Below are 26,908 nucleotides of genomic sequence, written 5' to 3' on the forward strand. Positions count from 1 at the left end.
AGGCCGGCGCGCATCGCGGACAGATTCGAATGTAGCGGCTGCCGGCTTAACGGAACCTTAGCTGCCTCGCCGCGCAGTCTGCAGCGTCGAAGGTGTACGCATCAGCGCGCGTGGCGGTGCCGGTAGTGCAGCGCGTATGCGAGCGTCAACAGCACGACGAACACGACGCCGACCACCATCGTCATCCGGAATTCGCGCGTGAACGCGGTGGTGAACAGGATCGATGCGACGAGCCCCGCGCCGAGCAGGCTGCCGAACGGATGCCCCCACATCCGGAACGCGAGCGCCGGGCCGCGATACTGCGCGCGAAAGCGCAGATGCGTGACGAAAATCATCAGCCACGTGAACAGCGCGCCGAACATCGCGATCGCCATCATCACGGTAAACGCAGTGTCGGGCGACAGCGCGACGAGCACCGCCGCGACCGCGACGCCGCTCGTCGAGATCCACAGCGCCGCACGCGGCACGCCGTTCGTGCCGAGCCGGCCGAACACCGCCGGCGCGAGCTGCGCGCGCGACAGGCTGAACATCATTCGCGTCGTCACGTAGAGCTGGCTGTTCATCGCCGACAGCGCCGCGATCAGCAGCACGAAGTTGATCACCCCTGCCGCATACGGCACGTGCGTCGCGGCCATCACCTTCACGAACGGGCTTTCGTCGGTGCCGGCCTGCGTCCACGGCACGATCGCGAGCATCAGCGACAGCGTCAGCAGATAGAACAGCACGAGCCGGAACACCGTCGAGCGGAAGGCGCGCGTGACCGCGTGCTGCGGATCGCGCGCCTCGCCGGCCGCGATCGCGACCGCCTCGATGCTCATGTAGCTGAAGATCGCGACGATCACCGCGACCCACGTTCCCCACGGCCCTTTCGGCATGAAGCCGCCGTGCGCGGTGTAGTTCGCGAAACCGATGCCCGACGCCACCGGCGCCGACCACACGAGATATGCGCCTAGCACGATGAACACGATGATCGCCGCGATCTTCAGCAGCGAGAATGCATATTCGACCGAACCGTACAGCGTGACGCTCGCGAGGTTCACCGCGATCAGCAGCGCGGAGAAGCCGATCACCCAGTACCAACCGGGCACGGCCGGAAACCAGTACTTCATGAATACGGCGATCGCACTGATTTCGGTGCCGATCGCGAACACGACCGCGAACCAGTATGCATAGCGCACGAGAAAGCCCGCGAGCGGGCCGACGTAGTGCTCCGCATATGCGCCGAACGAGCCGGCCGTCGGATGCGCGACCGTCATTTCCGCGAGCGCGCCCATCAGCAGCAGCGCGATCAGCGCGCCGATCGCATACGAAACGAGCACACTCGGGCCGGCAAGCCCGATCGCGAAGCCGCTGCCGAGGAACAGCCCCGTGCCGATCGCTCCGCCGATCGCGATCATCGCCATCTGCCCGGACGTCAGCGCATGGCGCAACCCCTGTTCGCGCGCGACGATGTTGTCGAACGACCGTTGTTGTTGTGTCACTGCGTTACCACTCCCCTGCACCACCACGGCGCCACCGGCGCCAGATAAAACGAAACGGCGCGGAGAACTTCCCGCGCCGTTCGCATGAACAACGAATTATCGCTTACTCGACTTCGACCGTCTCTTCGTTCGGCTTGTGCGGCGGATTCGCCAGCTTGTCGAACGACAACTGCACCTTGTCGCTTTCGTCGACATCGACCGTCACGTGGCCGCCGTTGACGAGCTTGCCGAACAGCAGCTCGTCGGCCAGCGCGCGACGGATCGTGTCCTGGATCAGCCGCTGCATCGGCCGCGCGCCCATCAGCGGGTCGAAGCCGTGCTTCGCGAGATGCTTGCGCAACGCATCGGTAAAGAGCGCGTCGACCTTCTTCTCGTGCAGCTGTTCCTCGAGCTGGATCAGGAACTTGTCGACCACGCGCATGATGATTTCCTCATCGAGCGAGCGGAAGCTGATGATCGAATCCAGGCGGTTGCGGAACTCCGGCGTGAACAGACGCTTGATGTCGGTCATCTCGTCGCCCGTTTCGCGGCGCGTCGTGAAGCCGATCGTCGCCTTCTGCATCGACTCGGCGCCCGCATTCGTCGTCATGATGATGATGACGTTGCGGAAATCCGCCTTGCGGCCGTTGTTGTCCGTCAGCGTGCCGTGGTCCATCACCTGCAGCAGCACGTTGAAGATGTCCGGATGCGCCTTCTCGATTTCGTCGAGCAACAGCACGCAATGCGGCTTCTTCGTGACGGCTTCCGTCAGCAGGCCGCCCTGGTCGAACCCGACGTAGCCCGGCGGCGCGCCGATCAGCCGGCTCACCGCGTGACGCTCCATGTATTCCGACATGTCGAAGCGGATCAGCTCGATGCCGAGCGTGAACGCGAGCTGGCGCGCCACTTCGGTTTTGCCGACGCCCGTCGGGCCGGAGAACAGGAACGCACCGATCGGCTTGTCCATCTTGCCGAGGCCCGCGCGCGCCATCTTGATCGATGCCGCAAGCGCGTCGATCGCCGGATCCTGGCCAAACACGACGCTCTTCAGGTCGCGATCGAGCGTCTGCAGCTTGCTGCGATCGTCCTGCGACACGCTCTGCGCCGGCACGCGTGCGATCTTCGAGATGATTTCCTCGATCTCGCTCTTGCCGATCGTCTTCTTCTGCTTCGACTTCGGCAGGATGCGCTGCGCGGCGCCCGCTTCGTCGATCACGTCGATCGCCTTGTCCGGCAGGTGACGGTCGGTAATGAAGCGTGCCGACAGCTCGGCCGCGGCCGACAGTGCGCCCGACGAATACTTGACGCCGTGGTGCTCCTCGAAGCGCGACTTCAGCCCGCGCAGGATCGCAACCGTCTGCTCGACGGTCGGCTCCGTCACGTCGACCTTCTGGAAGCGCCGCGACAGCGCCGCGTCCTTCTCGAAGATGCCGCGATATTCGGTGAAGGTGGTCGCGCCGATGCACTTGAGCGTGCCCGACGACAGCGCCGGCTTCAGCAGGTTCGACGCGTCGAGCGTGCCGCCCGATGCGGCGCCCGCGCCGATCAGCGTATGGATCTCGTCGATGAACAGGATCGCGTGCGGACGCTCCTTCAGCTCCTTCAGCACCGTCTTCAGACGCTGCTCGAAGTCGCCGCGATACTTGGTGCCCGCGAGCAGCGCGCCCATGTCGAGCGAATACACCTGCGCGTTCGCGAGGATGTCCGGCACTTCGCCTCGCGTGATGCGATAGGCGAGCCCTTCGGCGATCGCGGTCTTGCCGACGCCGGCTTCGCCGACGAGCAGCGGATTGTTCTTGCGGCGACGGCACAGCACCTGCACGACGCGCTCGACCTCGGGCTCGCGACCGATCAGCGGATCGATGCGGCCGTCCTTCGCCATCTGGTTCAGGTTCTGCGTGAACTGCGCGAGCGGGGTTTCCTTCTGCGCACTCGCGTCTTCGCTTTCCGCGCTCGCATCGGTCGACTTCGCGGCTTCGCCGCCGTTCGTCTTCGCGATACCGTGCGAAATGAAGTTCACGACGTCCAGGCGCGTCACGCCCTGCTGCTGCAGGTAATAGACCGCGTGCGAATCCTTCTCGCCGAAGATCGCCACCAGCACGTTCGCGCCGGTGACTTCCTTCTTGCCGTTCGACGTCGACTGGACGTGCATGATCGCGCGCTGAATCACGCGCTGGAATCCGAGCGTCGGCTGGGTATCGACATCGTCGGTGCCCGGGACGGTCGGCGTGTTGTCGTGGATGAAATTGCGCAGGTTCTGACGTAAGTCCTCGATGTTTGCCGCGCACGCGCGCAACACCTCGGCCGCCGTCGGATTATCCAGCAGGGCCAGCAGCAGATGCTCGACCGTAATGAACTCATGGCGCGCCTGGCGTGCTTCCATGAACGCCATGTGCAGGCTGACTTCCAATTCCTGGGCAATCATGCTTCCTCCATCACGCACTGCAGCGGATGCCCGGCCTGCCGCGCATGGGTAACGACTTGCTCAACCTTGGTCGACGCGATGTCCCGCGTATAGACCCCACATACCCCTCGCCCTTCACGATGGACCTTCAGCATGATCTGCGTGGCCGTCTCGCGATCCTTCTTGAAATACTCCTGTACGACCATCACGACGAACTCCATCGGCGTGAAGTCGTCGTTCAGCAGCACCACCTTGTACATCGAAGGCGGCTTGAGCTTCTGCTGCTTGCGTTCCAGGACGGTGCTGTCCTGCTTGTCCGGGATAATCGCCATACACCCATTCTAAACAACTCGGACAGGCCCGCAATCCTGCCATTACCCGACCGACCGGCCGGCGCCCTCCCTGGTTCCCGACGACACGCAATCGTCTTCGTGCCATACGAAAGCCGGCTGCGGTGCCGGCTTTCACGCATGGCGCGGAACACGAACCGTCAGGGGGAGACCGCACCGGACCGTCGCATCCGCGTCCAGTATCCCACAAGCCGGGACGACTCGATCGCGTGTCACTCGAGCCTGGTATATGAGCCGATTATGCGACTTTTCAAGACCGCGCGCTTGGCGGCATGCTGCAAAGCAAAGCCGGAAAAACCCTGAAAATGGGTTCTTTACAACGTCCCTCTAACCGTCTAAAAATTCCTCTTGACACTCAAATAAAGAGCGCCAACAATCAAGCTGGCACTTTTTTCAATTCGCCAGTTCGTGAAATGAAAGAGGCCGAAGGTGAGCTTGTGAGGGGGGAACGGCTGCATTTTCCGGTCGTTTAGCTTTTCGAGCGTGCTCGTGGTAAGTAGCAGCGACTGTGTGACAGGGGAAGTAGGAAATGGCAACTGGTATCGTTAAATGGTTCAACGACGCGAAGGGCTTCGGTTTCATCACTCCCGACGAGGGCGGTGAGGATCTGTTTGCGCACTTCTCGGCCATCAACATGCAGGGCTTCAAGACCCTGAAGGAAGGCCAGAAGGTGAGCTTCGAGGTCGTTCAAGGCCCGAAGGGCAAGCAAGCGTCGAACATCCAGGCCGCATAAAGGCACCGGATATCGGACGAAGAAACCCGGCATTGCGCCGGGTTTCTTTTTTTCAGGCCGGCCATTCGTTAATTCGATTGGCCGGCCTTTTCGTTCAATCCCGATAATTGAACGCATATTGTCTCGTCGCACGCGCAAACCAAATGCCTGTCATTCGCGTGAAACAAATTCGACGTTTCGTTACACGACCTTCAGCGTGCCCATCATGCCGAGATCCTCGTGTTCGAGAATGTGGCAGTGGAACATGCGCTCGCCGGGCATGTCTTGCGACACGAGTATCGTCACGGTTTCGCCGCTGCGCACGTTCACGGTATCGCGCCAAGCGCGGAACGGCTCGCTCGTGCGAGCGCCATCCGATGCACGCTCTATCACCTGGAATTGCGTGCCATGCAAATGGAACGGGTGGTCCATGTCGGTCGCGTTGCGGATGTCCCAGCGCTCGATGTCGCCGCGGCGGCTCGTCAGCGTCGCGCGATGCGGCGCGTAGGTCGCACCGTTGATCATGAAGCGCATGCCCGCCGGACGGCCGTGCGCCGGGCCGTTCATCATCGCGTCCATATCCATCTCTTCGCCGAACTCGACCGTCTTGCGCGCGACCGGCTCGCGCGGTGCCGGTACCGCGCGCAGCGTCGCGGGCAGCGCACGGGCGGCCGCCGGCGCGAACGTGACGTCGGCGAGTGCCAGCGCCGGATCGGGCGGCAGGCTGCCGTGGCCGTCGTCGTGCGACATCGCCATCTTGCGCCGGTCGTATTCGGCCGCCTGCAGCACCGCGCGCGACGCACGGTCGCCGGCGCGCACCAGCAGTTCCGCGCGCTCGCCGGGCGCGAGCAGCAGCGACGTGACGTGGCGCGGCGCATCGAACAACCCGCCGTCGGTGCCCGCATGCCCGAACGTGCGGCCGTCGTCGAATGCCACACGCAGATAACGCGCACTGCAGGCATTCCACACACGCCAGCGCTCGTCGCCGGCCACGTCGATCCGCGGTCGGCGCGCGCCGTTGACCAGCGCGAACTGGCCTTCGCGGCCGTTCATCCAGTCCATCATGTCGTTCGGCGGGATCGTGCCGTCACGGGCGAGCTTCAGGTCGGACACGAACAGGTTGCGCTCGGGCCAGCCTGAGAGCGGATCGTCGGCAGCGCGCACGATGAACGGACCGGCCAGCCCGCGGAACACCTGCTCGGCCGTCATCATGTGCGGATGCGGGTGGTACCAGTACGTGCCCGCGCTGCCCTTCGGCAGCGTGAAGCGGTACACGCGCGATGCGCCCGGCACCACGGGATCGGACGGATTGCCGTCCTGATCGGGCGGCACAGGCAGCCCGTGCCAGTGGATGGTCGACGGCTGCGGCAGTTTGTTCACGAAACGGATTTCGACGGTGTCGCCTTCGCGCACGTCGATCAGCGGGCCGACGACCGGCCCTTGCGTGCCCGTGCCGAACTGCCAGAACGTCGTCGGCCGCGCGCCGCGCAGCATCGGACGCGCGACCGGCTGAGCGACCAGCGTCGCGCGCGAAACGTGCCGGCTTCGCGGCTTTCGTTCGCGAGCGTGCGCAACGATGCGAGCGGCGCGCCGGCCGGCAGCGCGTCGGGCGCCGCGAGCGCGGCCGGCGCCGGCTTGCCGTGCTGCGTGCGACCCTCCATCCCCGACATCCCGGGCATGTCGTCCATCTGAGCCATGCCGGCCATGCCCGCGTGACCGGCATGCTGCGCCCACGCGGTGCGCGTGAACAGCGATGCGGCCGCGATGCCGATGGCGTGCGACAGGAAAGTTCTCCGTATCATCAATCGTTCCTCGTTATTCGTTGTTGGTGCTGCGTCGCGCGGCCGCCGCGACGCGAAGCCTGATGCCCGCGTCATCATAGCCGCAGCCCCCGAGCGAAACGCCGCGACACCGGACGAGCGGCGATACGCCGCAGCACGCAGGCTCGTCGGACGAATCGGGCGCGGGTGCGCGACACCATCGAGCACCCGCGCGCGCCACTATTGGCACGCGCCGTATCGATGCGCGCCGAACCCGTCAGCAACCACCGCTGCCAGCCTTTCCGCTCGCTTACCCGGGCCTGTCAGCCCTCATTGCTCGCCCCGTGATCTGCACGCTGCATCCGATCGATTCGCGAATCCCCTCGATTTTTCACGATGCGGAACAAGTCTCTGCCTTATAAAAATTCGTGGTGCGAGGCACAAATTTGCCGTTTCGCGATGCCAAAAATCGTTCCGCAATACAAAATCACATAAATAACACACTGTTTTTAAACAATAATTTTTGTTTCGAGAAAGCGCTCTACGCGCACCATCGGATACGGTCGCGGACGTAGACTTTGTTCCATGCACTGACGCTTCGCCACCACGTTCGATACGGAACCCGGCGCAAGCAGCCAGTCGGGCCATAGCCGGATGAGCCGGCGGGCGGCACAACAGAATCGCTTGTGATCAGAAAGGGAGAACGGAAATGAAGGGATTTCGCTTTGGTTCAGCGCTCGGGTCGTTCTACATCCTGCCGGGTAACGGCGGCTGGGAAGCGACGTTCGGCAACGCACTGCTCGGCGCGTTCTCGTGCCCGGAAGTGGCGGCCGACCACATCTCTCGCGGCGACTGCGAACAGCCGTCCGAACTGGACACGGCCACGCTGGAAGTGCCGCACGAAATCGCCGAATGGGAAATCGTGCACGTCTGAATGACGCGCCCGCAACGAAAAACGCCCCGGGCGACCGGGGCGTTTTCATGTTCGGCGGGGCGGCGGGCCGCGAGACCCGCCGTGTCGGCTGTCGCCGTTGCCGTGGCGTGCGCGATTGCGCGGCCGGCGTCAGGCGACGGCGTCGACGATGCCGTTCAGCGTAGCGCTCGGGCGCATCGCCCGGCTCGTCAGTTCGACGTTCGGACGGTAGTAGCCGCCGATCGCCTGTGCCGTGCCCTGCGCGGCCGACAGTTCTTCCAGAATGCGCGCTTCGCTGTCGGACAGCGACTTGGCGACGCCTTCGAACTGCGCCTTCAGCGCCGCATCTTCGGTCTGCTCGGCCAGCGCCTGCGCCCAGTACAGGCACAGGTAGAAATGGCTGCCGCGGTTGTCGAGACCGCCGACCTTGCGTGCCGGCGACTTGTTCTCGTCCAGGAACTTGCCGGTCGCCTGGTCGAGCGTCTTCGCGAGCACGAGCGCCTTCGGGTTCTGGTAAGCGTGGCCGAGGTGTTCGAGCGACGCGGCGAGCGCGAGGAATTCGCCGAGCGAATCCCAGCGCAGGAAGCCTTCCTCGACGAACTGCTGCACGTGCTTCGGCGCCGAACCGCCCGCTCCCGTTTCGAACATCCCGCCGCCGGCCATCAGCGGCACGATCGACAGCATCTTTGCGCTGGTGCCGAGTTCCATGATCGGGAACAGGTCGGTCAGGTAGTCGCGCAGCACGTTACCCGTGACCGAGATCGTGTCCTTGCCCGCGCGGATGCGCTCGAGCGAGAAACGCGTCGCGTCGACCGGCGTCATGATGCGGATGTCGAGGCCGTTTGTATCGTGATCCTTCAGGTAGCGTTCGACCTTCGCGATGACCTGCGCGTCGTGCGCACGCGCCGGATCGAGCCAGAACACGGCCGGCGCGCCGGTCGCGCGTGCGCGGTTCACCGCGAGCTTGACCCAGTCCTGCACCGGGGCGTCCTTCGTCTGGCACATGCGCCAGATGTCGCCGGACTCGACCGCGTGCTCGAGCAGCACGTTGCCTGCTTCGTCGGTAACGCGCACGACGCCGTCGGCCGGGATCAGGAACGTCTTGTCGTGCGAACCGTATTCTTCAGCCGCCTGCGCCATCAGGCCGACGTTCGGCACGCTGCCCATCGTAACCGGATCGAACGCGCCGTGCTGCTTGCAGTCTTCGATCACGGCCTGGTAGACGCCCGCGTAGCAACGGTCCGGAATCACGGCCTTCGCGTCGTACAGTTCGCCGTCCGGGCCCCACATGCAGCCCGACTCGCGGATCATCGCCGGCATCGATGCGTCGACGATCACGTCGCTCGGCACGTGCAGGTTGGTGATGCCCTTGTCCGAGTTGACCATCGCGAGACTCGGGCGCAGCGCGTATTCGGCCTTGATGTCGGCTTCGATCGCTTCGCGCGTGTCGGCCGGCAGTTCCTTCAGGCGTGCGTACAGGTCGCCGATACCGTTGTTCGGGTTGAAGCCGGCCTGCGCCAGCACGTCCGCGTGCTTCGCGAGCGCGTCGCGGTAGAACACCGACACGAAGTGACCGAACAGGATCGGGTCCGAGACCTTCATCATGGTCGCCTTCAGGTGCACCGAGAACAGCACGTCCTGCGCCTTCGCGTCGGCGATCTGCGCTTCGATGAAGCTGCGCAGCGCCTTGCGGCTCATCACCGATGCGTCGATGATTTCGCCGGCCTTCACGGCCGTCTTTTCCTTCAGCACCTTCTTCACGCCGTCGGCCGTCGTGAGTTCGATCTTCACGCTGCCGGCATCGGCGATCAGCGCCGACTTTTCGCTGCCGTAGAAGTCGCCTTCGCTCATGTGCGCGACGTGTGCCTTCGACGTCGACTTCCATGCGCCCATCTTGTGCGGGTGCTTGCGTGCGTAGTTCTTGACCGACAGCGGCGCGCGGCGGTCGGAGTTGCCTTCGCGCAGCACCGGGTTCACCGCGCTGCCCTTGATCTTGTCGTAACGTGCCTTGACGGCCTTCTCTTCGTCGGTCGACGGATCTTCCGGATACGCCGGCAGCGAGTAGCCCTGCGCCTGCAGTTCGGCGATCGCGGCCTTGAGCTGCGGCACCGATGCGCTGATGTTCGGCAGCTTGATGATGTTCGCTTCAGGCTTCAGCGTGAGCTGGCCCAGTTCGGCCAGATCGTCGGAACCCTTCTGCTCCGGCGGCAGGACGTCGGCGAACGCCGCGATGATACGGCCGGCAAGCGAGATGTCGCGCGTTTCGACGGCAACGCCGGACGAGCGCGTGAAGGCCTTGACGATCGGCAGCAGCGAATAGGTCGCGAGCGCGGGCGCTTCGTCGGTGAGGGTGTAGATGATCTTGGGCGAAGTGGACATGGTGGTCAAAGCATTGCTACGTGATTGTGGGACTGGGGAGCGCCGGCGTAACCGGCGGGTAGCGACCGGGTGGGCCGCGAAAGGGGCGCGCCGGCTCAGCCGGGCGGTGGTGTTGCGAGGGCCGTCATGTTCTACCTTGCAGGGCATGCGGGCCGCATCGCGACGCCGCGGCCCGTATGCCGGACCGCCCTGCCAACAAACCTGCCATCCATGAAACGCTCCGGCGCCGGCAGTCAGCGCCGGGGCGGCCGGCCATCGGCCGGCCCACCCCGGAAGGGGTCTTACATGTTCTCGATCAGCACTTCGCCGAAGCCGGAGCACGACACCTGCGTCGCGCCTTCCATCAGACGCGCGAAGTCGTACGTGACGCGCTTCTGCAGGATGGATTTCTCCATTGCGGCGATGATCGTGTCGGCTGCTTCCGTCCAGCCGAGGTGGCGCAGCATCATTTCCGCCGACAGGATTTCCGAACCGGGGTTCACGTAATCCTTGCCCGCGTACTTCGGCGCCGTGCCGTGGGTCGCCTCGAACATCGCGACCGAATCCGACAGGTTCGCGCCCGGCGCGATCCCGATGCCGCCGACCTGCGCGGCCAGTGCGTCGGAGATGTAGTCGCCGTTCAGGTTCAGCGTCGCGATCACGTCGTATTCGGCCGGGCGCAGCAGGATCTGCTGCAGGAACGCGTCGGCGATCGAATCCTTGATGACGATCTCGTTGCCCGTCTTCGGGTTCTTCACGCGCATCCACGGGCCGCCATCGATCAGTTCGCCGCCGAACTCCTTCTGCGCGAGCGCATAGCCGGCGTCACGGAACAGGCCTTCCGTGAACTTCATGATGTTGCCCTTGTGCACCAGCGTGACCGACTTGCGATCGTTGTCGATCGCGTACTGGATCGCCTTGCGCACGAGGCGCTCGGTGCCTTCGGTCGACACGGGCTTCACGCCGATCCCCGAGGTTTCCGGGAAGCGGATCTTCTTCACGCCCATCTCGTCCTGCAGGAACTTGATGACCTTCTTCGCCTGCTCGGACCCCGCGGCCCATTCGATGCCCGCGTAGATGTCTTCCGAGTTCTCGCGGAAGATCACCATGTCGATCTTTTGCGGCTCGCGCACCGGCGACGGCACGCCCTTGAAATACTGGACCGGGCGCAGGCACACGTACAGGTCGAGTTCCTGGCGCAGCGCGACGTTCAGCGAACGGATCCCGCCGCCAACCGGGGTCGTGAGCGGCCCCTTGATCGACACCACGTATTCCTTCAGCACCTGCAGCGTTTCGTCCGGCAGCCACACGTCCGGGCCGTACACCTTCGTCGCCTTCTCGCCCGCGAAGATCTCCATCCAGTGGATCTTGCGCTTGCCCTTGTACGCGTGCGCGACCGCCGCGTCGACGACCTTGATCATGACCGGCGTGATATCGAAGCCGGTGCCGTCGCCTTCGATATAGGGAATGATCGGCTGATCGGAAACGTTGAGCGTAAAGTCCTTGTTGACGGTGATCTTGTCACCGCCCTCCGGTACCTTGATGTGCTGATACGGCATGATCGACTCCAGTGACGTGGCTGAGCAGGTGATGCTGGTCGAAACTGCGCACGCGGCGAGGCGGCCTTGCCACCCCGCGACGGCAACAGCGAGCCGCTATTCTAGCGCCCCAACCGGGGCCGGCGGCGCGAAGCGCGGCGCTGCGTATCAAGTCTTCCCCTTATGTCTTATATAAGACAGAGGACTTGCCGTTCCGTATTATGCATTAAGATTCCGCCATTTGCCATAGACCGCCCGCCCCGCTTCCCCTTGCGGCACACCGGGCACGCCGCCTCGCCATGACCCTGATCGCCCTCAACAAGCCGTTCGGCACGATTTGCCAGTTTTCCGCGCACGAGACGCGGCCGTCGCTCGGCGACTGGGTAAAAACGCCCGGCGTCTACCCGGCCGGCCGGCTCGATGCGGACAGCGAGGGCCTGCTGCTGCTTACCGACGACGGCGCATTGCAAGCGCGCATCGCGGAGCCCCGCCACAAGCTCGTCAAGCGATACTGGGCGCAGGTGGACGGCGCACCGGGGCCGGCCGACCTGAAGGCGCTGGCGCGCGGCGTCGATCTCGGCGACTACGTGACACGCCCGTGCCGCGCCGAATTCATCGAGCCGCCCGATGCACTGTGGCCGCGCAATCCGCCGATCCGCTACCGCGCCGCGATCCCGACCACCTGGATCGAGCTCGCGATCACTGAAGGCAAGAACCGGCAGGTACGCCGGATGACAGCCGCGATCGGCTTCCCGACGTTGCGTCTCGTGCGCGTCGGCATCGGCGCACTCGACATATTCACGCTGGGCATTGCACCGGGCGAAACAATCGCACTGCCGTCACGGGCACCGTGGGACGGTTTCGCGCACGGTTCGTGACCGCGCCGGCAACTTTCGATTTTTTTCGTCATCTTTTTCGTCAACCGCCTGCGAAGATCGTGCGTTAAACCACGCAGATGCCACCCTTAGCTATCCGGCATTGGCAGCCGAACGGGTATTTGCGCGTTTGCGTCACGAAAGCGACGCTTTCTTCGAATACGATTCGGCGCCCGCAGCGCAAAGAGAAATTTCTCGAAGCGTCTGTCAACCGAAAGGTGGATGGCACCGTTAGACGACATGACTCCTATTGCCGGGTCATTTGGTTAATTAACTAAAGCTGAGGAACACAACATGAACAAACTGATCGCCGCTCTGGTCGCTGGCCTCTTCGCAACGGCTGCTTTCGCACAAGCATCGGCTCCGGAAGCTGCTCCGGCTGCTGCTGAAGCTGCTTCGGCACCGGCAAAGCACGCTGCCAAGAAGCACGCTCACAAGAAGGCACACCACAAGGCAGCGAAGAAGGCTGCAGCAAGCGACGCAGCAGCACCGGCAGCTGCTTCGAACTAAGCAAGCTTGCTGTAATAACGCAGTCAAGAACACGCAGTCTTGCCGTTCTTACGGCGTTGAAAGGCAGATCACCGCAAGGCGATCTGCCTTTTTCTTTTTGTGCCCGCTTGCGCGCTTCGCGTACCATGCGGGTCTCGTTTTCCCGATAGGAGCCCTGCTGTGCGATTCTCCCTGCGCTCGTCGCTCGGCCGCCTTGCGCGCGCCGCCGTGTTTCCCGCCGCGCTCGCCGTGCTTGCACTCGGTATGCAGACCGCCAGCGCGCAAATGCCGCCCGGCGCCAAGCAGCCGAGCGAATTCCCGCGCGTGAAACTGCGCGCCGGCATGTACGTGATCGACGCGGCCGTCGCCGCGAACGACGCCGATCGCGAACAGGGGCTGATGTACCGGTCGCAGCTCGCACCGAACGAAGGCATGCTGTTCGTGTTCAACGAAAACGCCGTGCACTGCTTCTGGATGAAGAACACGCTGATCCCGTTGTCGATCGCGTTCGTCCGCGCGGACGGCACGATCACCGACATCGACGAAATGCAGGCCGAGACGACCGACAACCACTGCCCGCGCAACAACGGCGTCTATGCGCTCGAAATGAGCAAGGGCTGGTTCGCGGCGAAAGGCATCAAGCCGGGCATGAAGCTCGACGGCCTGCCGAAGTCCCAGTAACGGCCTTCGCGGCGGCACCGCCGCGCGTCGACCGAAGCCGGCCGCCCGTTGCGCGCCGGTTTTTTTTCGCCTGCCGGCGGCTGCTCCCGCCTTGATCCGGCAAACGCCGCCCGCATCTGCAAAAGCCACGCACAAGCGCTATCCTTTAAATCTCGCTTGTTTCAAGTCCGGGCCGGCGCAGTCGGCCCGCTTACGATCCGAACCACCAGGAGGTTCACGTGCCCCGCAAAACCCCCATCGAGCGCTATCGCAACATCGGGATCAGCGCTCACATCGATGCCGGCAAAACCACGACGACCGAGCGCATCCTGTTTTACACCGGTGTGAGCCACAAGATCGGCGAAGTGCACGACGGCGCGGCCACGATGGACTGGATGGAGCAGGAGCAGGAACGCGGCATCACGATCACGTCGGCCGCGACCACGGCCTTCTGGAAGGGCATGGCCGGCAACTATCCGGAACACCGCATCAACATCATCGATACCCCCGGGCACGTCGACTTCACGATCGAGGTCGAGCGCTCGATGCGCGTGCTCGACGGCGCGTGCATGGTCTACGACTCGGTCGGCGGCGTACAGCCGCAGTCCGAGACCGTGTGGCGCCAGGCGAACAAGTACAAGGTGCCGCGCATCGCGTTCGTCAACAAGATGGACCGCGTGGGCGCAGACTTCTTCCGCGTGCAGCGCCAGATCGGCGAGCGCCTGAAGGGCGTCGCGGTGCCGATCCAGATTCCGATCGGCGCGGAGGATCATTTCCAGGGCGTCGTCGATCTCGTGAAAATGAAGGCGATCGTCTGGGACGACGAAAGCCAGGGCGTGAAGTTCACGTACGAAGACATCCCCGCGAACCTCGTCGAGCTTGCGAACGAATGGCGCGGGAAGATGGTCGAGGCCGCGGCCGAAGCCAGCGAGGAACTGCTCGAGAAGTATCTGCACGACCATGAATCGCTGACCGAGGACGAGATCAAGGCCGCGCTGCGCCAGCGCACGATCGCCAACGAGATCGTGCCGATGCTGTGCGGCAGCGCGTTCAAGAACAAGGGCGTGCAGGCGATGCTCGACGCAGTGATCGACTACCTGCCGTCGCCGGTCGACGTGCCGGCGATTCTCGGCCACGACTTCGCGGATCCGGAGAAGCCGGCGGAACGTCATCCGAGCGACGACGAGCCGTTCTCCGCGCTCGCTTTCAAGATCATGACCGACCCGTTCGTCGGCCAGTTGATCTTCTTCCGCGTGTATTCGGGCGTCGTCGAATCCGGCGACACGGTGCTGAACGCGACGAAGGACAAGAAGGAACGGCTCGGCCGGATCCTGCAGATGCACGCGAACGAGCGCAAGGAAATCAAGGAAGTGCGCGCGGGCGACATCGCGGCGGCGGTGGGTCTGAAGGAGGCGACGACGGGCGACACGCTGTGCGATCCGACCAAGCCGATCATCCTCGAGAAGATGGAATTCCCCGAGCCGGTGATCTCGCAGGCGGTCGAGCCGAAGACGAAGGCCGACCAGGAAAAGATGGGCCTTGCGCTGAACCGCCTCGCGCAGGAAGATCCGTCGTTCCGCGTGCAGACCGACGAGGAATCCGGCCAGACGATCATTTCGGGGATGGGCGAGCTGCACCTCGAAATCCTGGTCGACCGGATGAAGCGCGAGTTCGGCGTCGAGGCGACGGTCGGCAAGCCGCAGGTCGCGTATCGCGAAACGGTGCGCACGACGGCGTCCGACGTCGAAGGCAAGTTCGTCAAGCAGTCGGGCGGGCGCGGCCAGTACGGGCATGCCGTGATCACGCTGGAGCCGAACCCCGGCAAAGGCTACGAGTTCCTCGACGAGATCAAGGGCGGCGTGATTCCGCGCGAATTCATCCCGGCCGTCGACAAGGGCATCACCGAAACGCTGAAGAGCGGCGTGCTCGCGGGCTACCCGGTCGTCGACGTGAAGGTGCACCTGACGTTCGGTTCGTACCACGACGTCGACTCGAACGAAAACGCGTTCCGGATGGCCGGCTCGATGGCGTTCAAGGAAGCGATGCGCCGCGCGAAACCGGTGCTGCTCGAGCCGATGATGGCGGTCGAAGTCGAAACGCCGGAGGATTTCATGGGCAACGTGATGGGCGACCTGTCGAGCCGGCGCGGCATCGTGCAGGGGATGGAGGACATCGCGGGCGGCGGCGGCAAGCTCGTGCGCGCCGAAGTGCCGCTCGCCGAGATGTTCGGCTATTCGACGTCGCTGCGCTCGGCCACGCAGGGTCGCGCGACGTACACGATGGAGTTCAAGCACTACGCGGAAACACCGGCGAACGTGTCGGAAGGCGTGATCAACGCGAAAGTGAAGTAAGCGCCGCTACCGCGGCACATCGAAGCCCGTCCGGAACCGGACGGGCTTTTTTTCGTCTGCCGAACGAATCGACGCACGCCGCCGACATCGGGCTCAGTCGGCACGCCATGCATTTTTTTCGCATGCCACAATGCATCGCGACTCGTCCGATGGAACCGTCCCGATGCCCCCGACCCCTGCCCTGCGCCGCCTGCTGATGCTGTATGCCGGCCTGATCGCCGCGAACGTCGCCGTGTGGCTATGGGCGCTCGCGGTGCTGCACGACCATCCGCTGCTGCTCGGCACCGCGGCGATCGCATACGGCCTCGGGCTGCGTCACGCGGTGGACGCCGATCACATCGCGGCGATCGACGTCGCGACGCGCAAGCTGATGCAAGACGGCCAGCGGCCGGTGACCGTCGGCCTGTTCTTCTCGCTCGGCCATTCGACGATCGTGATCGCCGCAACGCTCGGCGTCGCGGCGACCGCGTTCGCGCTGCGCGACCGGTTCGACGCGTTCCGCGACATCGGCGGCACGATCGGCACGGCGGTGTCGGCAACGTTCCTGCTGCTGCTCGCGTGCCTGAACCTGCTGATTCTGCGCGACGTGTGGCGGCGCTATCGCGGCACGCCGAAGCATGCGCACGATGCCGCGCACGTACATCGCCCGGCCGGCCTCGTGTCGCGGCTGCTGCGGCCGCTGTTTCGCTTCGTGTCGCAGAGCTGGCACATGTACCCGGTCGGCGTGCTGTTCGGGCTCGGCTTCGATACCGCCACCGAAATCGGCCTGCTCGCGATCGCTGCCGCGCAAGCGAGCCAGGGGCTGCCGATCTACGCGGTCATGCTGTTTCCCGCGTTGTTTACGGCCGGCATGACGCTGATCGATTCGACCGACAACGTGCTGATGATTCATGCATACGGATGGGCGATGGACGACCCTCATCGCAAGCTGCTCTACAACGCGAGCATCACGCTGGTGTCGGCCATCGTCGCGCTGGCGATCGGCGGGATCGAGGCCGCCGGCCTGCTCGCCGACAAGCTGTCGCTGACCGGCCCCGTGCGCGATGCGCTCGACGCGCTCGCCGAGCGCTTCGGCACGATCGGCTACGGCATCGTCGCGCTGTTTCTCGTCTGCTGGATCGCGTCGATCCTGTTCCATCGCTGGCAGCGCGCGGCCGACGCGCCGGCACGCTGACCGGCGCGTCGCATCGTTCAGAGCATTTCGAGCGCGCGCTTGCTGCGCGGCGGACGGAAATACGCGTCGAGCTGTGCACGTTCGTCGTCGCTCAGCACGAGATCGAGCGCCGCACGGTTATCGCGCACGTGTTCGATCCGCGACGCCTTCGGGATCGCGAACACGCCCGGCCGCGCGAGCACCCACGCGAGTGCGACGCGCATCACCGACACGCCGCGCTGCCGCGCGATCTCGTCGAGCGGCGAGTGCTTCGGCAGCCGCCCGTGATCGACCGGGCTGTAGGCCATCGCCGGCACCCGATGCTCGGCGAGCCATGGCAGCAGGTCGAATTCCGGGCCGCGCCGCGCGATGTTGTAGAGGATCTGGTTGGCCGCGCATGCGCCGCCGCCTGCCTCGTCGACGAGTTCGGCCATGTCGGACGTATCGAAGTTGCTCACGCCCCAGTGGCGGATCTTGCCCGCGCGCCGCAGCGCCTCGAAACCTTCGACCGTCTCCTCGAGCGGCACCGAGCCGCGCCAGTGCAACAGATACAGGTCGAGGCGATCGGTACGCAGGCGCTTCAGGCTCGCGTCGCACGCGGCGACGACACCGCGCCGGCTCGCATGATGCGGGTACACCTTGCTGACGAGAAATACGTCGTCGCGCAGGCCGCTCAACGCTTCGCCGACGAGTTCCTCGGTCGCGCCTTCGCCATACATCTCGGCGGTGTCGACCAGCGTCATCCCGAGATCGATACCTGCGCGCAATGCGGCGATCTCGTCCGCGCGGCGGCCCGGCCGCTCGCCCATTTCCCAGGTGCCCAGGCCAAGCTTCGGGATCGTCTCGCCGTCCGGCAAGACGACCGTGGCGGTCGTGTCTGTCATGCGCTCCTCGTTGCGGGTTCGTGGCCGCATCGCGGCCGAAGCATCCAATACGACGCCAGGTTCTCTCTACTGATCTGATGTAACGCGCGGACGAATGCGCGAAATCGCTCGCCGTCGAACGGGACCGGCGACGCACCGCGCCGCCGTGCGCGGCGATTTCGGGCATTGCCGTGGATGGCTGTTGAATCCGGCGTTGCCACGACAACCTGCTACGCGCGCAACGCGGCGACCGGCCGTTCTCGTGACAATGCATGCGCGTTACGTGGATAAACAGAACCCTAGTGTAGTCAATCGGCGCGCGACCCACCTGTTACACGGCAAAAACCGGCTATTAACGGCGCAGCATGATGACTTAGAATGGCCGGCAACCTGATCGATACGCATCCCATGAAGGCACCCACGGACGACCGCTGGCAGGACCTGCGCCCCGACCCCGACAACGACACGCCGCTCTACCTGCAGCTCACCCGCAAGCTCGGCGACGCGATCCACGACAATCGCTGGGCAGCCGGCGAAGCGCTGCCGTCCGAACGCGTACTGTCCGAAGCGCTCGGCGTATCGCGCATCACCGCGCGCAAGGCGATCGCGCTGCTCGTCGAGCAGGGGCTGATCCGCCGCACGCAGGGCGCGGGCAACTTCATCCAGCCTCGCTACGAGGATCCGCTGTCGCGGCTGTCGAGCTTCAGCGAAATGCTCGAGCGCCGCGGCTTCAAGCCGAGCTCGCAATGGCTCGAGCGCGAAATCCAGCCGGCCAACCGCGACGAAGTCATCCAGCTCGGCTTGTCGCCGGCCGCGTCGGTCACGCGGCTCAAGCGTCTGCGCCTGGCCGACGGCATCGTGATGGCCGTCGAGAACTCCACGTTCCCCGCCACGCTGATTCCCGATCCGCAGGCGATCGGCGGTTCGCTGTACAGCTATCTCGAAGCACGCGGCACGCCGATCGTGCGCGCGCTGCAGCACTTTCGCGCCGTCAACGCGACCGACGATATCGCACGGCAGATGGGCATCGCGCCGCACGACGCGCTACTGCTGATCACGCGGATCGGCTATACGGCCGATCAGCGCGCGATCGAGCTGACCGATACCTACTGCCGCAACGACTACTACGACTTCGTCGTCGAACTGCGCAAGTAACGACCGTCGCGCCGGCTGTATCGCCGGCGCTCACAGCCAGCGTGCTTCGTCCGTGCCGAGCGGCACCGGCGGCCGCGCAAATCGCGGCGGCGTCGCCGACAGGTGCTCGGCAGGACGCACGGCATCGAGCGTGCCGAACGGCGACGCCGTCCGGTCGAGCCGGTCGCGTACGTCGTCGAGCGTCAGGTCCGGCGCGCGCAGGCCGTCCGGCACCATGCCGAGCGATTGCAGCCAGCGCCCCGTCTGCGCGAGCGACAGCCGCACGTGCCAGCTTCCTCCTTCCGTCGCACGGCGCGCGAGCGCGATCATCGCGCCGAACGCCGCGAGATAACCCGTCGCATGATCGAGCGCCTGGCACGGCAGGTGGCGCGGCCCGTTCTCGTGCGCGGCGTGCTGCTCCTGCCATGCGATGCCGCTCGCCGACTGCACGAGGCTGTCGAAGCCGCGCCGCTTCGACCACGGCCCCGCATGGCCGTACGCCGACACCGATACGCAGACGATGCCGGGCCTCAACTCGGCCAGCGCCTGCGGCGAGAACCCGCGCGCCGCGAGCGCTCCCGGGCGATAGGCTTGCAGGAATACATCGGCGTCGCGTGCGAGATCGCGCAGCGCGGCGACGCCCGCCGTCTCGCGCAGATCGATCCACGTCGAGCGCTTGCCGCGCCCGTTGTCGATCACGAGCGATGCGATGTTCGGCAGGTGCGGGCCGTTGACGAGCAACGTCTGTGCGCCGTGCGACGCGAGCGTGCGGCCCGCGACCGGCCCCGCGATGATGCGCGTGAGATCGAGCACGCGTACGCCCGCAAGCGGTTGATCGGGCTCGCCGCGACCGATCGCCTCGACGGGCGCATCGCCGATCCGTTCGATCTCGAACAGCGGCAGCGATGCGATCGCGCGCGCCTGGTCGTGCGCCGCCCATTCCCCAGGTGTTCTGATCAATGCCGCGCAGAGGCCGGCCTCGGCCAGCGCGGTATCGAGCGTCGCGCCGTCCCACGTGCGGATCGCCGCGGCGACATCGTCGCGCTGCGGGCCACAGCCGAGCACGTCGAGAATCCCGTGCAGATGATGCGGAAAGTTCGCGTGCAGCTGGATCCAGCGACCGTCGCGCGTGTCGTAGAAACCCGTCACCGGATGACGCGGATCCGGCGCCGGGCCATCGTCCACGCGCAGATAGCGTTCGCTGCGAAACGCGACGAGCGCATCGCGCACCGACACGTCGACGCGCTGTGCGACACCCGTGCGCAGCCGGTGGCATTCGGCCGCCGCGAGCCCGACTGCCGCGATCGTCGATGCGGCCAGCGTGCCGACCTGGAACGTCGACGGCAACGTCGGGTCCTGCCCTGTCACGGTCGCGCGGGCAAGGGCGCCAGGCTCGCCGTGCGCGAGTTGCCACAGATGGATCAATGCGAGTTCGGGTGTCATGGTGTAAGCGGGCGATTGAGGAGACGGAATCGAGTCTAGAATTCGCAGCAGGTGCGATCAATCTTGATAGCGCAAATCAATGCATAACGAATAGTTGTAACCGGGCCGCGCTTCATGCGCCCCGACAGGAGCGATCGGCATGACGTCCCTCAGCGCGCCCGAAGCGGCCGGCATCCTCGGTGTCAGCGTGAGCACCCTCTATGCGTATGTGAGCCGCGGCCTGCTGCGCTCGCTGCCCGACGGCGCGAGCAAGCGCCGCCTCTACGACGCCGACGAAGTGCGCCTGCTCGCGCGCCGCCGCGCCGATGCGAAGCGCGCGGGCGGCGTGGCCGAACGCTCGCTCGACTGGGGTGTACCGGTGCTCGAATCGCGGATCACGCAGATCGCCGACGGCTGCCTGCGCTATCGCGGCGCCGATGCGATCGCGCTCGCCCGCGACGCGACGCTCGAGGAAACGGCCGCGAGATTATGGGATTGCCCGCCGGCGCGCCTCGCAGCCGCATCGCTGGCGGCGGCCGGTTTCGATACCGTGCAATGGGACGGATGGGCACGCCGCTGGGCGCATCTCGCACCGCTCGAGCGCACGCTCGTGCTGCTTCCGGCCGCGGCCGCATCGCTGCCGCGCCTGTGGGCGCAGGGGCGCGACGCGCAGATCGAAGCGGCCTCGCTGCTGCTGCGCATCGCGACGGCCGCGCTGGCCGGCATCGCGCCGGACGACACACCCGTGCATCGACAACTCGCGAACGCATGGCGCATCCGGCGGCGCGACGAAGCCGACCTGCTGCGCCGCGCGCTCGTGCTGTGCGCCGATCACGAGCTGAACCCATCGACCTTCGCGGTACGGTGCATCGCGTCCACCGGCACGCACCTGTTCGGCGCGATCGCGGGCGGGCTCGCCGCGCTGTCCGGCCCGCGCCACGGCGGCGAGACGTTCCGTGCGGGCGCACTGCTCGACGAAGCAGCGCGCGCCGCCGATCTCGACCGCTACCTTGCGCTGCGTCTCGCACACGACGAGCGCGCGGACGGCTTGCGCACGATGCTGTCCGGTTTCGCACATCCGCTCTATCCCGACGGCGATCCGCGTGCGCGCGCGTTGCTCGACGCACTGCATGCCGTGTTGCCCGAGCGGCCGGCGTTGCGCGCGGCCCGTGCGCTCGCCGCGCGTGTCGAAGCGGCGACCGGCTGGCGGCCGGCGATCGATTTCGCGCTCGCGGTCCTGGAGCGCACGCTCGCACTGCCGGGCGGCGCCGCCTTCACGCTGTTCGCGGCCGGCCGCACCGCGGGCTGGATCGCGCACGCGCTCGAACAGTATGCGGACGGCAAGCTGATCCGGCCCCGTGCGCGCTACGTCGGCAGCGACGCGCCCGCCTGAGCGCGGCCGCCGCGCCAGGCGGCGAACGTGCGCCGCCATCCAGGCGCGACCTGCACGGCCGGCGCCGGCTGCGGGCCGAACGAGAACACCGCGCCGCCCGCCGCCGCACTGATCCACACGCGCATGCCGGGCAGCAGTGCCAGCGATTCACCGGCGTGCAGCCAGTGATCGTCGAGGCGACCTTCGACCGTCACCCACAGGTCGCCGTCCGCGACCACCAGCGCGGTGCGATCGACGATGCGCCACCGCCCGGCCGGCTCGTTGCCGTCCATCTCGTAGAGTCGCAGTTCGCGCATGGCCGCCTCCGGATCGCGTGGGTTCGATGACGCCAGTATTTCGGACGGCGGCAGCACACGGACAGGTACGCCTGCAAACAGTTTCGACTGAACTGTACTGGTCTGTCGGTGAATCGGTATCCGGCCGAAGCCGCAGCCAGGCGATTGGGCGCGCCCCTCGATGGGGGCCGATCCTGCGTGCCACGGCGGCTTTGCCTACAATGTCTGCTGTCCCGCGCCACCGGTCCGTCCCCATGTTCCAACGCCCGCCCGCCGCCGCTCCCGGCGAAAAGAACCTCACCGTGATGCTCTGGCTCGTTGCGACGGGCTTCTTCATGCAGACGCTCGATGCGACGATCGTCAACACGGCGCTGCCGTCGATGGCAGTGAGTCTCGGTGAATCGCCGCTGCGGATGCAGTCGGTCGTGATCGCGTACTCGCTGACGATGGCGGTGATGATCCCAGTCTCGGGCTGGCTCGCGGACACGTTCGGCACGCGGCGCGTGTTCTTCAGCGCGATCCTGGTGTTCTCGCTCGGTTCGCTGCTGTGCGCGAACGCGCATACGCTGCAGCAGCTCGTCGTGTTCCGCGTCGTGCAGGGTGTCGGCGGTGCGATGCTGCTGCCGGTCGGACGGCTCGCGGTGCTGCGCACCTTCCCGGCCGAACGCTACCTGCCCGCGCTGTCGTTCGTCGCGATTCCCGGGCTGATCGGCCCGCTGATCGGGCCGACGCTCGGCGGCTGGCTCGTGAAGATCGCGTCGTGGCACTGGATCTTCCTGATCAACGTGCCGGTCGGGGTCGCCGGCTGCATCGCGACCTTCTACTCGATGCCCGATTCTCGCAACCCGGCCGTCGGCCGCTTCGACCTGAAGGGCTATCTGCTGCTGACGATCGGGATGGTCGCGATCTCGCTGTCGCTCGACGGCCTCGCCGACCTCGGGATGCAGCACGCGGCCGTGCTGGTGCTGCTGATCCTGAGCCTCGCGTGCTTCGTCGCATACGGGCTGTACGCGGTGCGCGCGCCGCAGCCGATCTTCTCGCTCGAGTTGTTCAAGATCCATACGTTCAGCGTCGGGCTGCTCGGCAACCTGTTCGCGCGGATCGGCAGCGGCGCGATGCCGTACCTGATTCCGCTGCTGCTGCAGGTGAGCCTCGGCTATTCGGCATTCGAGGCCGGGCTGATGATGCTGCCGGTCGCGGCCGCCGGGATGTTCTCGAAGCGGCTCATCACGCGGCTGATCACGAAGCACGGCTACCGCAAGGTGCTGCTCGCGAACACGATCATGGTCGGCGCGATGATGGCGAGCTTCGCGCTGATGCGCGACACGGTGCCGGTATGGGTGAAGGTCGTCCATCTCGCGCTGTTCGGCGGTTTCAACTCGATGCAGTTCACCGCGATGAACACGCTGACGCTGAAGGATCTCGGCACCGGCGGCGCAAGCAGCGGCAACAGCCTGTTCTCGCTCGTGCAGATGCTGTCGATGAGCCTCGGCGTCACGGTCGCGGGCGCGCTGCTCGCGACCTTCACCGGCATGCTGCGCACGGTGACGCCGAGCAACACGCTGCCCGCGTTCCATGCGACGTTCATCTGCGTCGGGATCATCACGGCCGCGTCCGCGTGGATCTTCGCGCAGCTCGCGCCGGAAATCCGCGGCCGCGCGTACAAGACCGACCCGTCCGAACGCGCATGACGCGCGGCGCGCACCACGGCAGACGCCACGCCGGCGCGCCACGCACCACGACGGTGCGGCGCGCCCGCCGCGCACCGCAGCCAGCCGCCGCGACGGGCCGCCGCACGGAGCCCGATGCCGCGCATGCTTCTTGCTGCCCTATTCTGTAGGTAAACTGGCAGTCTTCTTTCGGCCGACATCATGAGCATGATCGACATCGATCCCCCCGGCTTCCAGCCGCCCCGCCCCGTCGCCGGCGACGACGGCAAGCGGCGCACCGTGCTGTACGGCGCGTACACCGTGTTCAGCGTGTTTCAGCCCGTTTTCTCGGTGTCGCACCGCCGCGCGATCGGCTATCACGCATCGCTGCGCGCGCACGACGAGGAAAGCCGCCAGGTCGCATCGCACGAGGTCTTCACGCAGGCGGCGCGGCGCGGCGACCTGCTGGAGCTCGGCCGGCTCGCCGAATCGCTGCATCTGGGCAATTTCCACGCGTTCGACAGCCATGACGAATGGCTCTTCCTGAGCCTGCATCCGGCCGCGCTGATGGACACGATCTACGGCGACGCGCTGCTCGCGAACCTGAAGGCGCTCGGCCTGCCGCCGCACCGCGTGGTGCTCGAAGTGCCCGAACAGGCGGGCGGCGAGACGCCGCGCTATGCGGCGATCGTCGACGGGCTGCGCAAGGCCGGCTTCCTGATCGCGCTCGGCGGCTTCGGCGCGAAGCATTCGAACATCGACCGCGTGTGGCATCTGCATCCCGACATCGTCTCGCTCGACCGCGGGATCCTCGCACAGGCGAGCGAGCACTCGCACCTCGAGCGCGTACTGCCCGGGCTCGTGTCGCTGCTGCACGAATCCGGCCAGCTCGTGCTGATGGGCGGCCTCGCGACCGAGCGCGACGCGTTGATCGCGCTCGAATGCGACGTGGATTTCGTGCAAGGGCAGTACTTCGCCGGGCCGAGCGTCGACCCGGTACAGCCGCAGGCCGCGGCCGGCTGCATGGATACGCTGTCGGCCGCGTTGCGGCTGCGCGTCGCGCAGCGCGAGCGCACGCAGGCGGCACGCCTGGCGCCGTACATCGCCGCGCTGGAGGAAGCGAGCCGCAAGCTCGCCGCAGGCGAGCCGCTGCTCGATGCGGCCGCGGCGGTGCTCGGGCTGCCGGAAACCGCGCGCTGCTTCCTGCTCGACGCGTCCGGCCGCCAGATCGGCGACAACGTGCTCGCGCGCGGCAGCGTCTCGCAGCGGGCCAAACGGTTCCGGCCGCTGTTGCATTCCGAAGGCGCGAGCTGGGAGCGCCGGCCGTACTTCATCCACGCGATGCGCGCGCCGGGCCGCGTGCACGTGACGCCGCCGTATCTGTCGATCAACGAGGCGCACCTGTGCGTGACCGGCTCGGTCACCGCACCGGCCGCGACCGGCATGCAGGTGCTCTGTGTCGACATCAACTGGGAAGCGGCGCTCAACCGCGAATGAGGGTGGGCGCCGCGCTCATGCGGCGCCACCGGCAGCGGGGCCTGCGTCGGCCTTGCGCGCGATCAGCCGGTGCACGCGCTTGCCGGACGACGCATTGACCACCTCGTGCTCGTCGATCACCTGCATGCCGGCGCCGAGCGCCGCATGCATCCGTGCCGAATCGAGCGGCGTGTACAGACGGCCGCGCTCGTCGCGCAACGCGCCGTTTCCGGCCACCCGCCAGCTGAGATACAGCGTGCCGCCGGGCACCAGCAGCGCGGCCAGCCGTGCAGCGGCAGCGGCCGCATCCGCCTGTTCGAGGTGCATCACGACCGTTTCGCACAGCACGTTGCGAAACACGCCGGACGGCACGCCGGCCAGCGCCGGCAGCGCGGCCAGCTCGAATGTCAGGTCGGGATGGCGCCGGCGCGCCTCGTCGAGCAGCGCGGCGCTCGCATCGTAGCCACGCACGTCGAATCCGCACGAAGCGAGCCACGCCGTGTCGCGCCCGGCGCCGCAGCCGACGTCCGCGGTCAGCCCCGGCGAGAAATGCTGCTCGAGCAGCGCGTACATGTCGTCGGGCGCGGCCTGGTCGAGCCAGTCCTGCGCATATTGCGCGGCATGGGCTTCGTAGGCATCGAGAGTCGGGCGATCCACCATGGTGATTGCTCCGCGTACGCGTCCGGTCTGGTGACGCACTCCGCATCTTAGCCGTTGTGCATCGTGCGTGGCGTGGCGCGCGGGCGCAGGCCTTCCGGGAACGCGCCCTCGCCGTTACGCCGCCCGCCTCGTGCTCATGTGCGGCGCATGCGCGGACAGCTCCGCCCACAGCGCTTCGCCATGCCAGGCCGGGCGCGCTGCCGCCGCTTCGGCGGCGTGAACGAGCGCGCACAGCCGCGCATTGACGGGCGCCTGCGCGCCGAAGCGCGCGGCCAGCCGTACGATCTCGCCGTTGATCCACTCGACTTCGGTGGCGCGGCGCGCGGCGAGATCGTCGGACATCGACGAGCGCGCGAGCGGATCGATCGCGAGCATCCGGCCACAGAGCGCACGAAACACGGGATCGGGCAGCCCCAGCACCGCGGGAAGCCATGCGCTCGGCAACGGCGTCAGCCGTGCCGGCCGGATCGCGGCGTGCGCGAGCCAGTGCAGGGCTTCGCGCTGCGCAAGCGCCAGGCAGCGCCGGTACGCGCGCTGCGAGAGTTCGTCGTGCAGTGGCAGGTTCGCCAGCGCATTGACGGCATTGTTCAGGTTCAGCAGCAGCTTAGCCCATTGCACCGCGCGCATGTCGCGGTGCAGCGCGAGCGGCAGTCCGGCTCGGGCAAATGCGTCGGCGAACGGCTGCAGCGCGGGCGACGCATCGGCCGCGAGCACGCCGGCCGAGCCCTGGTGGAACGCGCCCGGCCCGCGCTCGATCACGTTGAACGGCACCATGCCGGTCAGCACGGTCGCTTGCGGCAGCGCGTCGCGCAGCACGTCGGCGTTGTGCAGGCCATTCTGGAAACTGATCACGACCGTGCCGGGCCGCAGCACGCCGGCCAGTTGCGCCGCCGCCTCCTGCGTCACGGCCGACTTCACCGCGACCAGCACGAGCCGCGCCGCCGCCGCCACGGCCGGATCCGTCGAAAACGCGATGTCCCCCGCCACAAGCCGCCCGCGCTAGCCGCGCCGGT

The 26,908-nt window shown here is 66.4% G+C and carries 21 protein-coding genes and 2 pseudogenes; 12 read left to right on the forward strand and 11 right to left on the reverse strand.

All coding sequences use genetic code 11. The features are described from left to right. Positions 1-101: 101 nt before the first annotated feature. The 3 genes from J7024_RS13840 to clpS form a co-directional block, all read right to left on the reverse strand. Positions 102-1,481 carry an amino acid permease gene (locus J7024_RS13840; protein ID WP_175751017.1) on the reverse strand — a complete coding sequence of 460 codons (1,380 nt, stop codon included), beginning with the start codon at positions 1,479-1,481 and terminating at the stop codon, positions 102-104. Positions 1,482-1,584: 103 nt separating this feature from the next. Beyond that, positions 1,585-3,885, reverse strand: coding sequence for an ATP-dependent Clp protease ATP-binding subunit ClpA (clpA, locus tag J7024_RS13845; protein ID WP_124827365.1), 2,301 nt, complete (start codon positions 3,883-3,885; stop codon positions 1,585-1,587). Then, the gene (clpS, locus tag J7024_RS13850; RefSeq protein ID WP_006398529.1) at positions 3,882-4,196 is read right to left on the reverse strand and encodes an ATP-dependent Clp protease adapter ClpS; all 315 of its coding nucleotides are present in this window, start codon (positions 4,194-4,196) and stop codon (positions 3,882-3,884) included. The genes clpA and clpS overlap by 4 nt, the downstream gene beginning before the upstream one ends. A 290-nt stretch (positions 4,197-4,486) precedes the next feature. Between clpS and J7024_RS13855 the strand changes: the two genes are divergently transcribed. Both J7024_RS13855 and J7024_RS13860 read left to right on the forward strand, forming a co-directional pair. Next, on the forward strand, positions 4,487-4,687 hold the full coding sequence (locus tag J7024_RS13855) for a hypothetical protein (protein ID WP_175751016.1): 201 nt from the start codon (positions 4,487-4,489) through the stop codon (positions 4,685-4,687). A 56-nt stretch (positions 4,688-4,743) separates the two neighbouring features. Then, on the forward strand, positions 4,744-4,947 hold the full coding sequence (locus J7024_RS13860) for a cold-shock protein (protein ID WP_004196460.1): 204 nt from the start codon (positions 4,744-4,746) through the stop codon (positions 4,945-4,947). Positions 4,948-5,127: 180 nt separating this feature from the next. On the opposite strand, the pseudogene J7024_RS13865 reads toward J7024_RS13860, so the two are convergent. Further along, positions 5,128-6,728, reverse strand: a pseudogene (locus J7024_RS13865) (multicopper oxidase family protein). A gap of 667 nt (positions 6,729-7,395) precedes the next feature. On the opposite strand from J7024_RS13865, the gene J7024_RS13870 reads away from it, so the two are divergent. Then, positions 7,396-7,620 (forward strand): hypothetical protein, encoded by a 225-nt coding sequence (locus J7024_RS13870; RefSeq protein WP_043190017.1) that lies wholly within the window; start codon positions 7,396-7,398, stop codon positions 7,618-7,620. A gap of 129 nt (positions 7,621-7,749) precedes the next feature. Here J7024_RS13870 and J7024_RS13875 read toward each other — a convergent pair whose 3' ends face one another. Both J7024_RS13875 and icd read right to left on the reverse strand, forming a co-directional pair. Beyond that, on the reverse strand, positions 7,750-9,978 hold the full coding sequence (locus J7024_RS13875; RefSeq protein ID WP_124827369.1) for an NADP-dependent isocitrate dehydrogenase: 2,229 nt from the start codon (positions 9,976-9,978) through the stop codon (positions 7,750-7,752). A 281-nt stretch (positions 9,979-10,259) separates the two neighbouring features. Beyond that, positions 10,260-11,516, reverse strand: a complete 1,257-nt coding sequence (icd, locus tag J7024_RS13880) for an NADP-dependent isocitrate dehydrogenase (protein ID WP_096502353.1) — start codon at positions 11,514-11,516, stop codon at positions 10,260-10,262. Positions 11,517-11,794: 278 nt separating this feature from the next. Between icd and J7024_RS13885 the strand changes: the two genes are divergently transcribed. The 5 genes from J7024_RS13885 (at position 11,795) to J7024_RS13905 (ending at position 17,044) form a co-directional block, all read left to right on the forward strand. Next, positions 11,795-12,373, forward strand: a complete 579-nt coding sequence (locus tag J7024_RS13885; protein ID WP_124827371.1) for a pseudouridine synthase — start codon at positions 11,795-11,797, stop codon at positions 12,371-12,373. 291 nt (positions 12,374-12,664) lie between these two features. Beyond that, positions 12,665-12,880, forward strand: a complete 216-nt coding sequence (locus J7024_RS13890) for a hypothetical protein (RefSeq protein ID WP_096502357.1) — start codon at positions 12,665-12,667, stop codon at positions 12,878-12,880. A 159-nt stretch (positions 12,881-13,039) separates the two neighbouring features. Further along, positions 13,040-13,540, forward strand: coding sequence for a DUF192 domain-containing protein (locus J7024_RS13895; protein ID WP_124827374.1), 501 nt, complete (start codon positions 13,040-13,042; stop codon positions 13,538-13,540). 218 nt (positions 13,541-13,758) lie between these two features. Continuing rightward, positions 13,759-15,870 carry an elongation factor G gene (gene fusA / locus J7024_RS13900; RefSeq protein ID WP_175796213.1) on the forward strand — a complete coding sequence of 704 codons (2,112 nt, stop codon included), beginning with the start codon at positions 13,759-13,761 and terminating at the stop codon, positions 15,868-15,870. A 163-nt stretch (positions 15,871-16,033) separates the two neighbouring features. Beyond that, positions 16,034-17,044 carry a HoxN/HupN/NixA family nickel/cobalt transporter gene (locus tag J7024_RS13905; RefSeq protein ID WP_175751015.1) on the forward strand — a complete coding sequence of 337 codons (1,011 nt, stop codon included), beginning with the start codon at positions 16,034-16,036 and terminating at the stop codon, positions 17,042-17,044. 17 nt (positions 17,045-17,061) lie between these two features. Here the strand turns inward: J7024_RS13905 and J7024_RS13910 are convergent, their stop codons facing one another. Further along, positions 17,062-17,907, reverse strand: a complete 846-nt coding sequence (locus tag J7024_RS13910; RefSeq protein ID WP_124827378.1) for an aldo/keto reductase — start codon at positions 17,905-17,907, stop codon at positions 17,062-17,064. A gap of 387 nt (positions 17,908-18,294) precedes the next feature. Here J7024_RS13910 and J7024_RS13915 point away from each other — a divergent pair, with 387 nt between their 5' ends. Further along, positions 18,295-19,041 (forward strand): GntR family transcriptional regulator, encoded by a 747-nt coding sequence (locus tag J7024_RS13915; protein ID WP_124827380.1) that lies wholly within the window; start codon positions 18,295-18,297, stop codon positions 19,039-19,041. A 30-nt stretch (positions 19,042-19,071) separates the two neighbouring features. Here J7024_RS13915 and J7024_RS13920 read toward each other — a convergent pair whose 3' ends face one another. Next, positions 19,072-20,463 (reverse strand): CoA transferase, encoded by a 1,392-nt coding sequence (locus tag J7024_RS13920; protein ID WP_124827381.1) that lies wholly within the window; start codon positions 20,461-20,463, stop codon positions 19,072-19,074. A 139-nt stretch (positions 20,464-20,602) separates the two neighbouring features. Here J7024_RS13920 and J7024_RS13925 point away from each other — a divergent pair, with 139 nt between their 5' ends. After that, the gene (locus tag J7024_RS13925; protein WP_234745128.1) at positions 20,603-21,835 is read left to right on the forward strand and encodes a citrate/2-methylcitrate synthase; all 1,233 of its coding nucleotides are present in this window, start codon (positions 20,603-20,605) and stop codon (positions 21,833-21,835) included. Here the strand turns inward: J7024_RS13925 and J7024_RS13930 are convergent. Then, entirely contained in the window at positions 21,808-22,131 is a 324-nt protein-coding gene (locus J7024_RS13930; protein ID WP_175751013.1) for a DUF2917 domain-containing protein, read from the reverse strand. The genes J7024_RS13925 and J7024_RS13930 overlap by 28 nt on opposite strands. A 233-nt stretch (positions 22,132-22,364) precedes the next feature. Here J7024_RS13930 and mdtD point away from each other — a divergent pair, with 233 nt between their 5' ends. Both mdtD and J7024_RS13940 read left to right on the forward strand, forming a co-directional pair. Continuing rightward, positions 22,365-23,801, forward strand: a complete 1,437-nt coding sequence (gene mdtD, locus J7024_RS13935; protein WP_124827386.1) for a multidrug transporter subunit MdtD — start codon at positions 22,365-22,367, stop codon at positions 23,799-23,801. A gap of 180 nt (positions 23,802-23,981) precedes the next feature. Further along, on the forward strand, positions 23,982-25,256 hold the full coding sequence (locus tag J7024_RS13940) for an EAL domain-containing protein (protein ID WP_124827388.1): 1,275 nt from the start codon (positions 23,982-23,984) through the stop codon (positions 25,254-25,256). Between the two features lie 15 nt (positions 25,257-25,271). On the opposite strand, the gene J7024_RS13945 is transcribed toward J7024_RS13940, so the two are convergent. Then, positions 25,272-25,895 carry a class I SAM-dependent methyltransferase gene (locus J7024_RS13945; protein WP_124827389.1) on the reverse strand — a complete coding sequence of 208 codons (624 nt, stop codon included), beginning with the start codon at positions 25,893-25,895 and terminating at the stop codon, positions 25,272-25,274. Positions 25,896-26,009: 114 nt separating this feature from the next. Then, positions 26,010-26,870, reverse strand: a pseudogene (locus J7024_RS13950) (2-dehydropantoate 2-reductase); the annotation flags it as partial. Positions 26,871-26,908: the final 38 nt, after the last annotated feature.

This window comes from Burkholderia sp. WTPI3 (assembly GCF_021483755.1).
GTDB lineage: Bacteria > Pseudomonadota > Gammaproteobacteria > Burkholderiales > Burkholderiaceae > Burkholderia.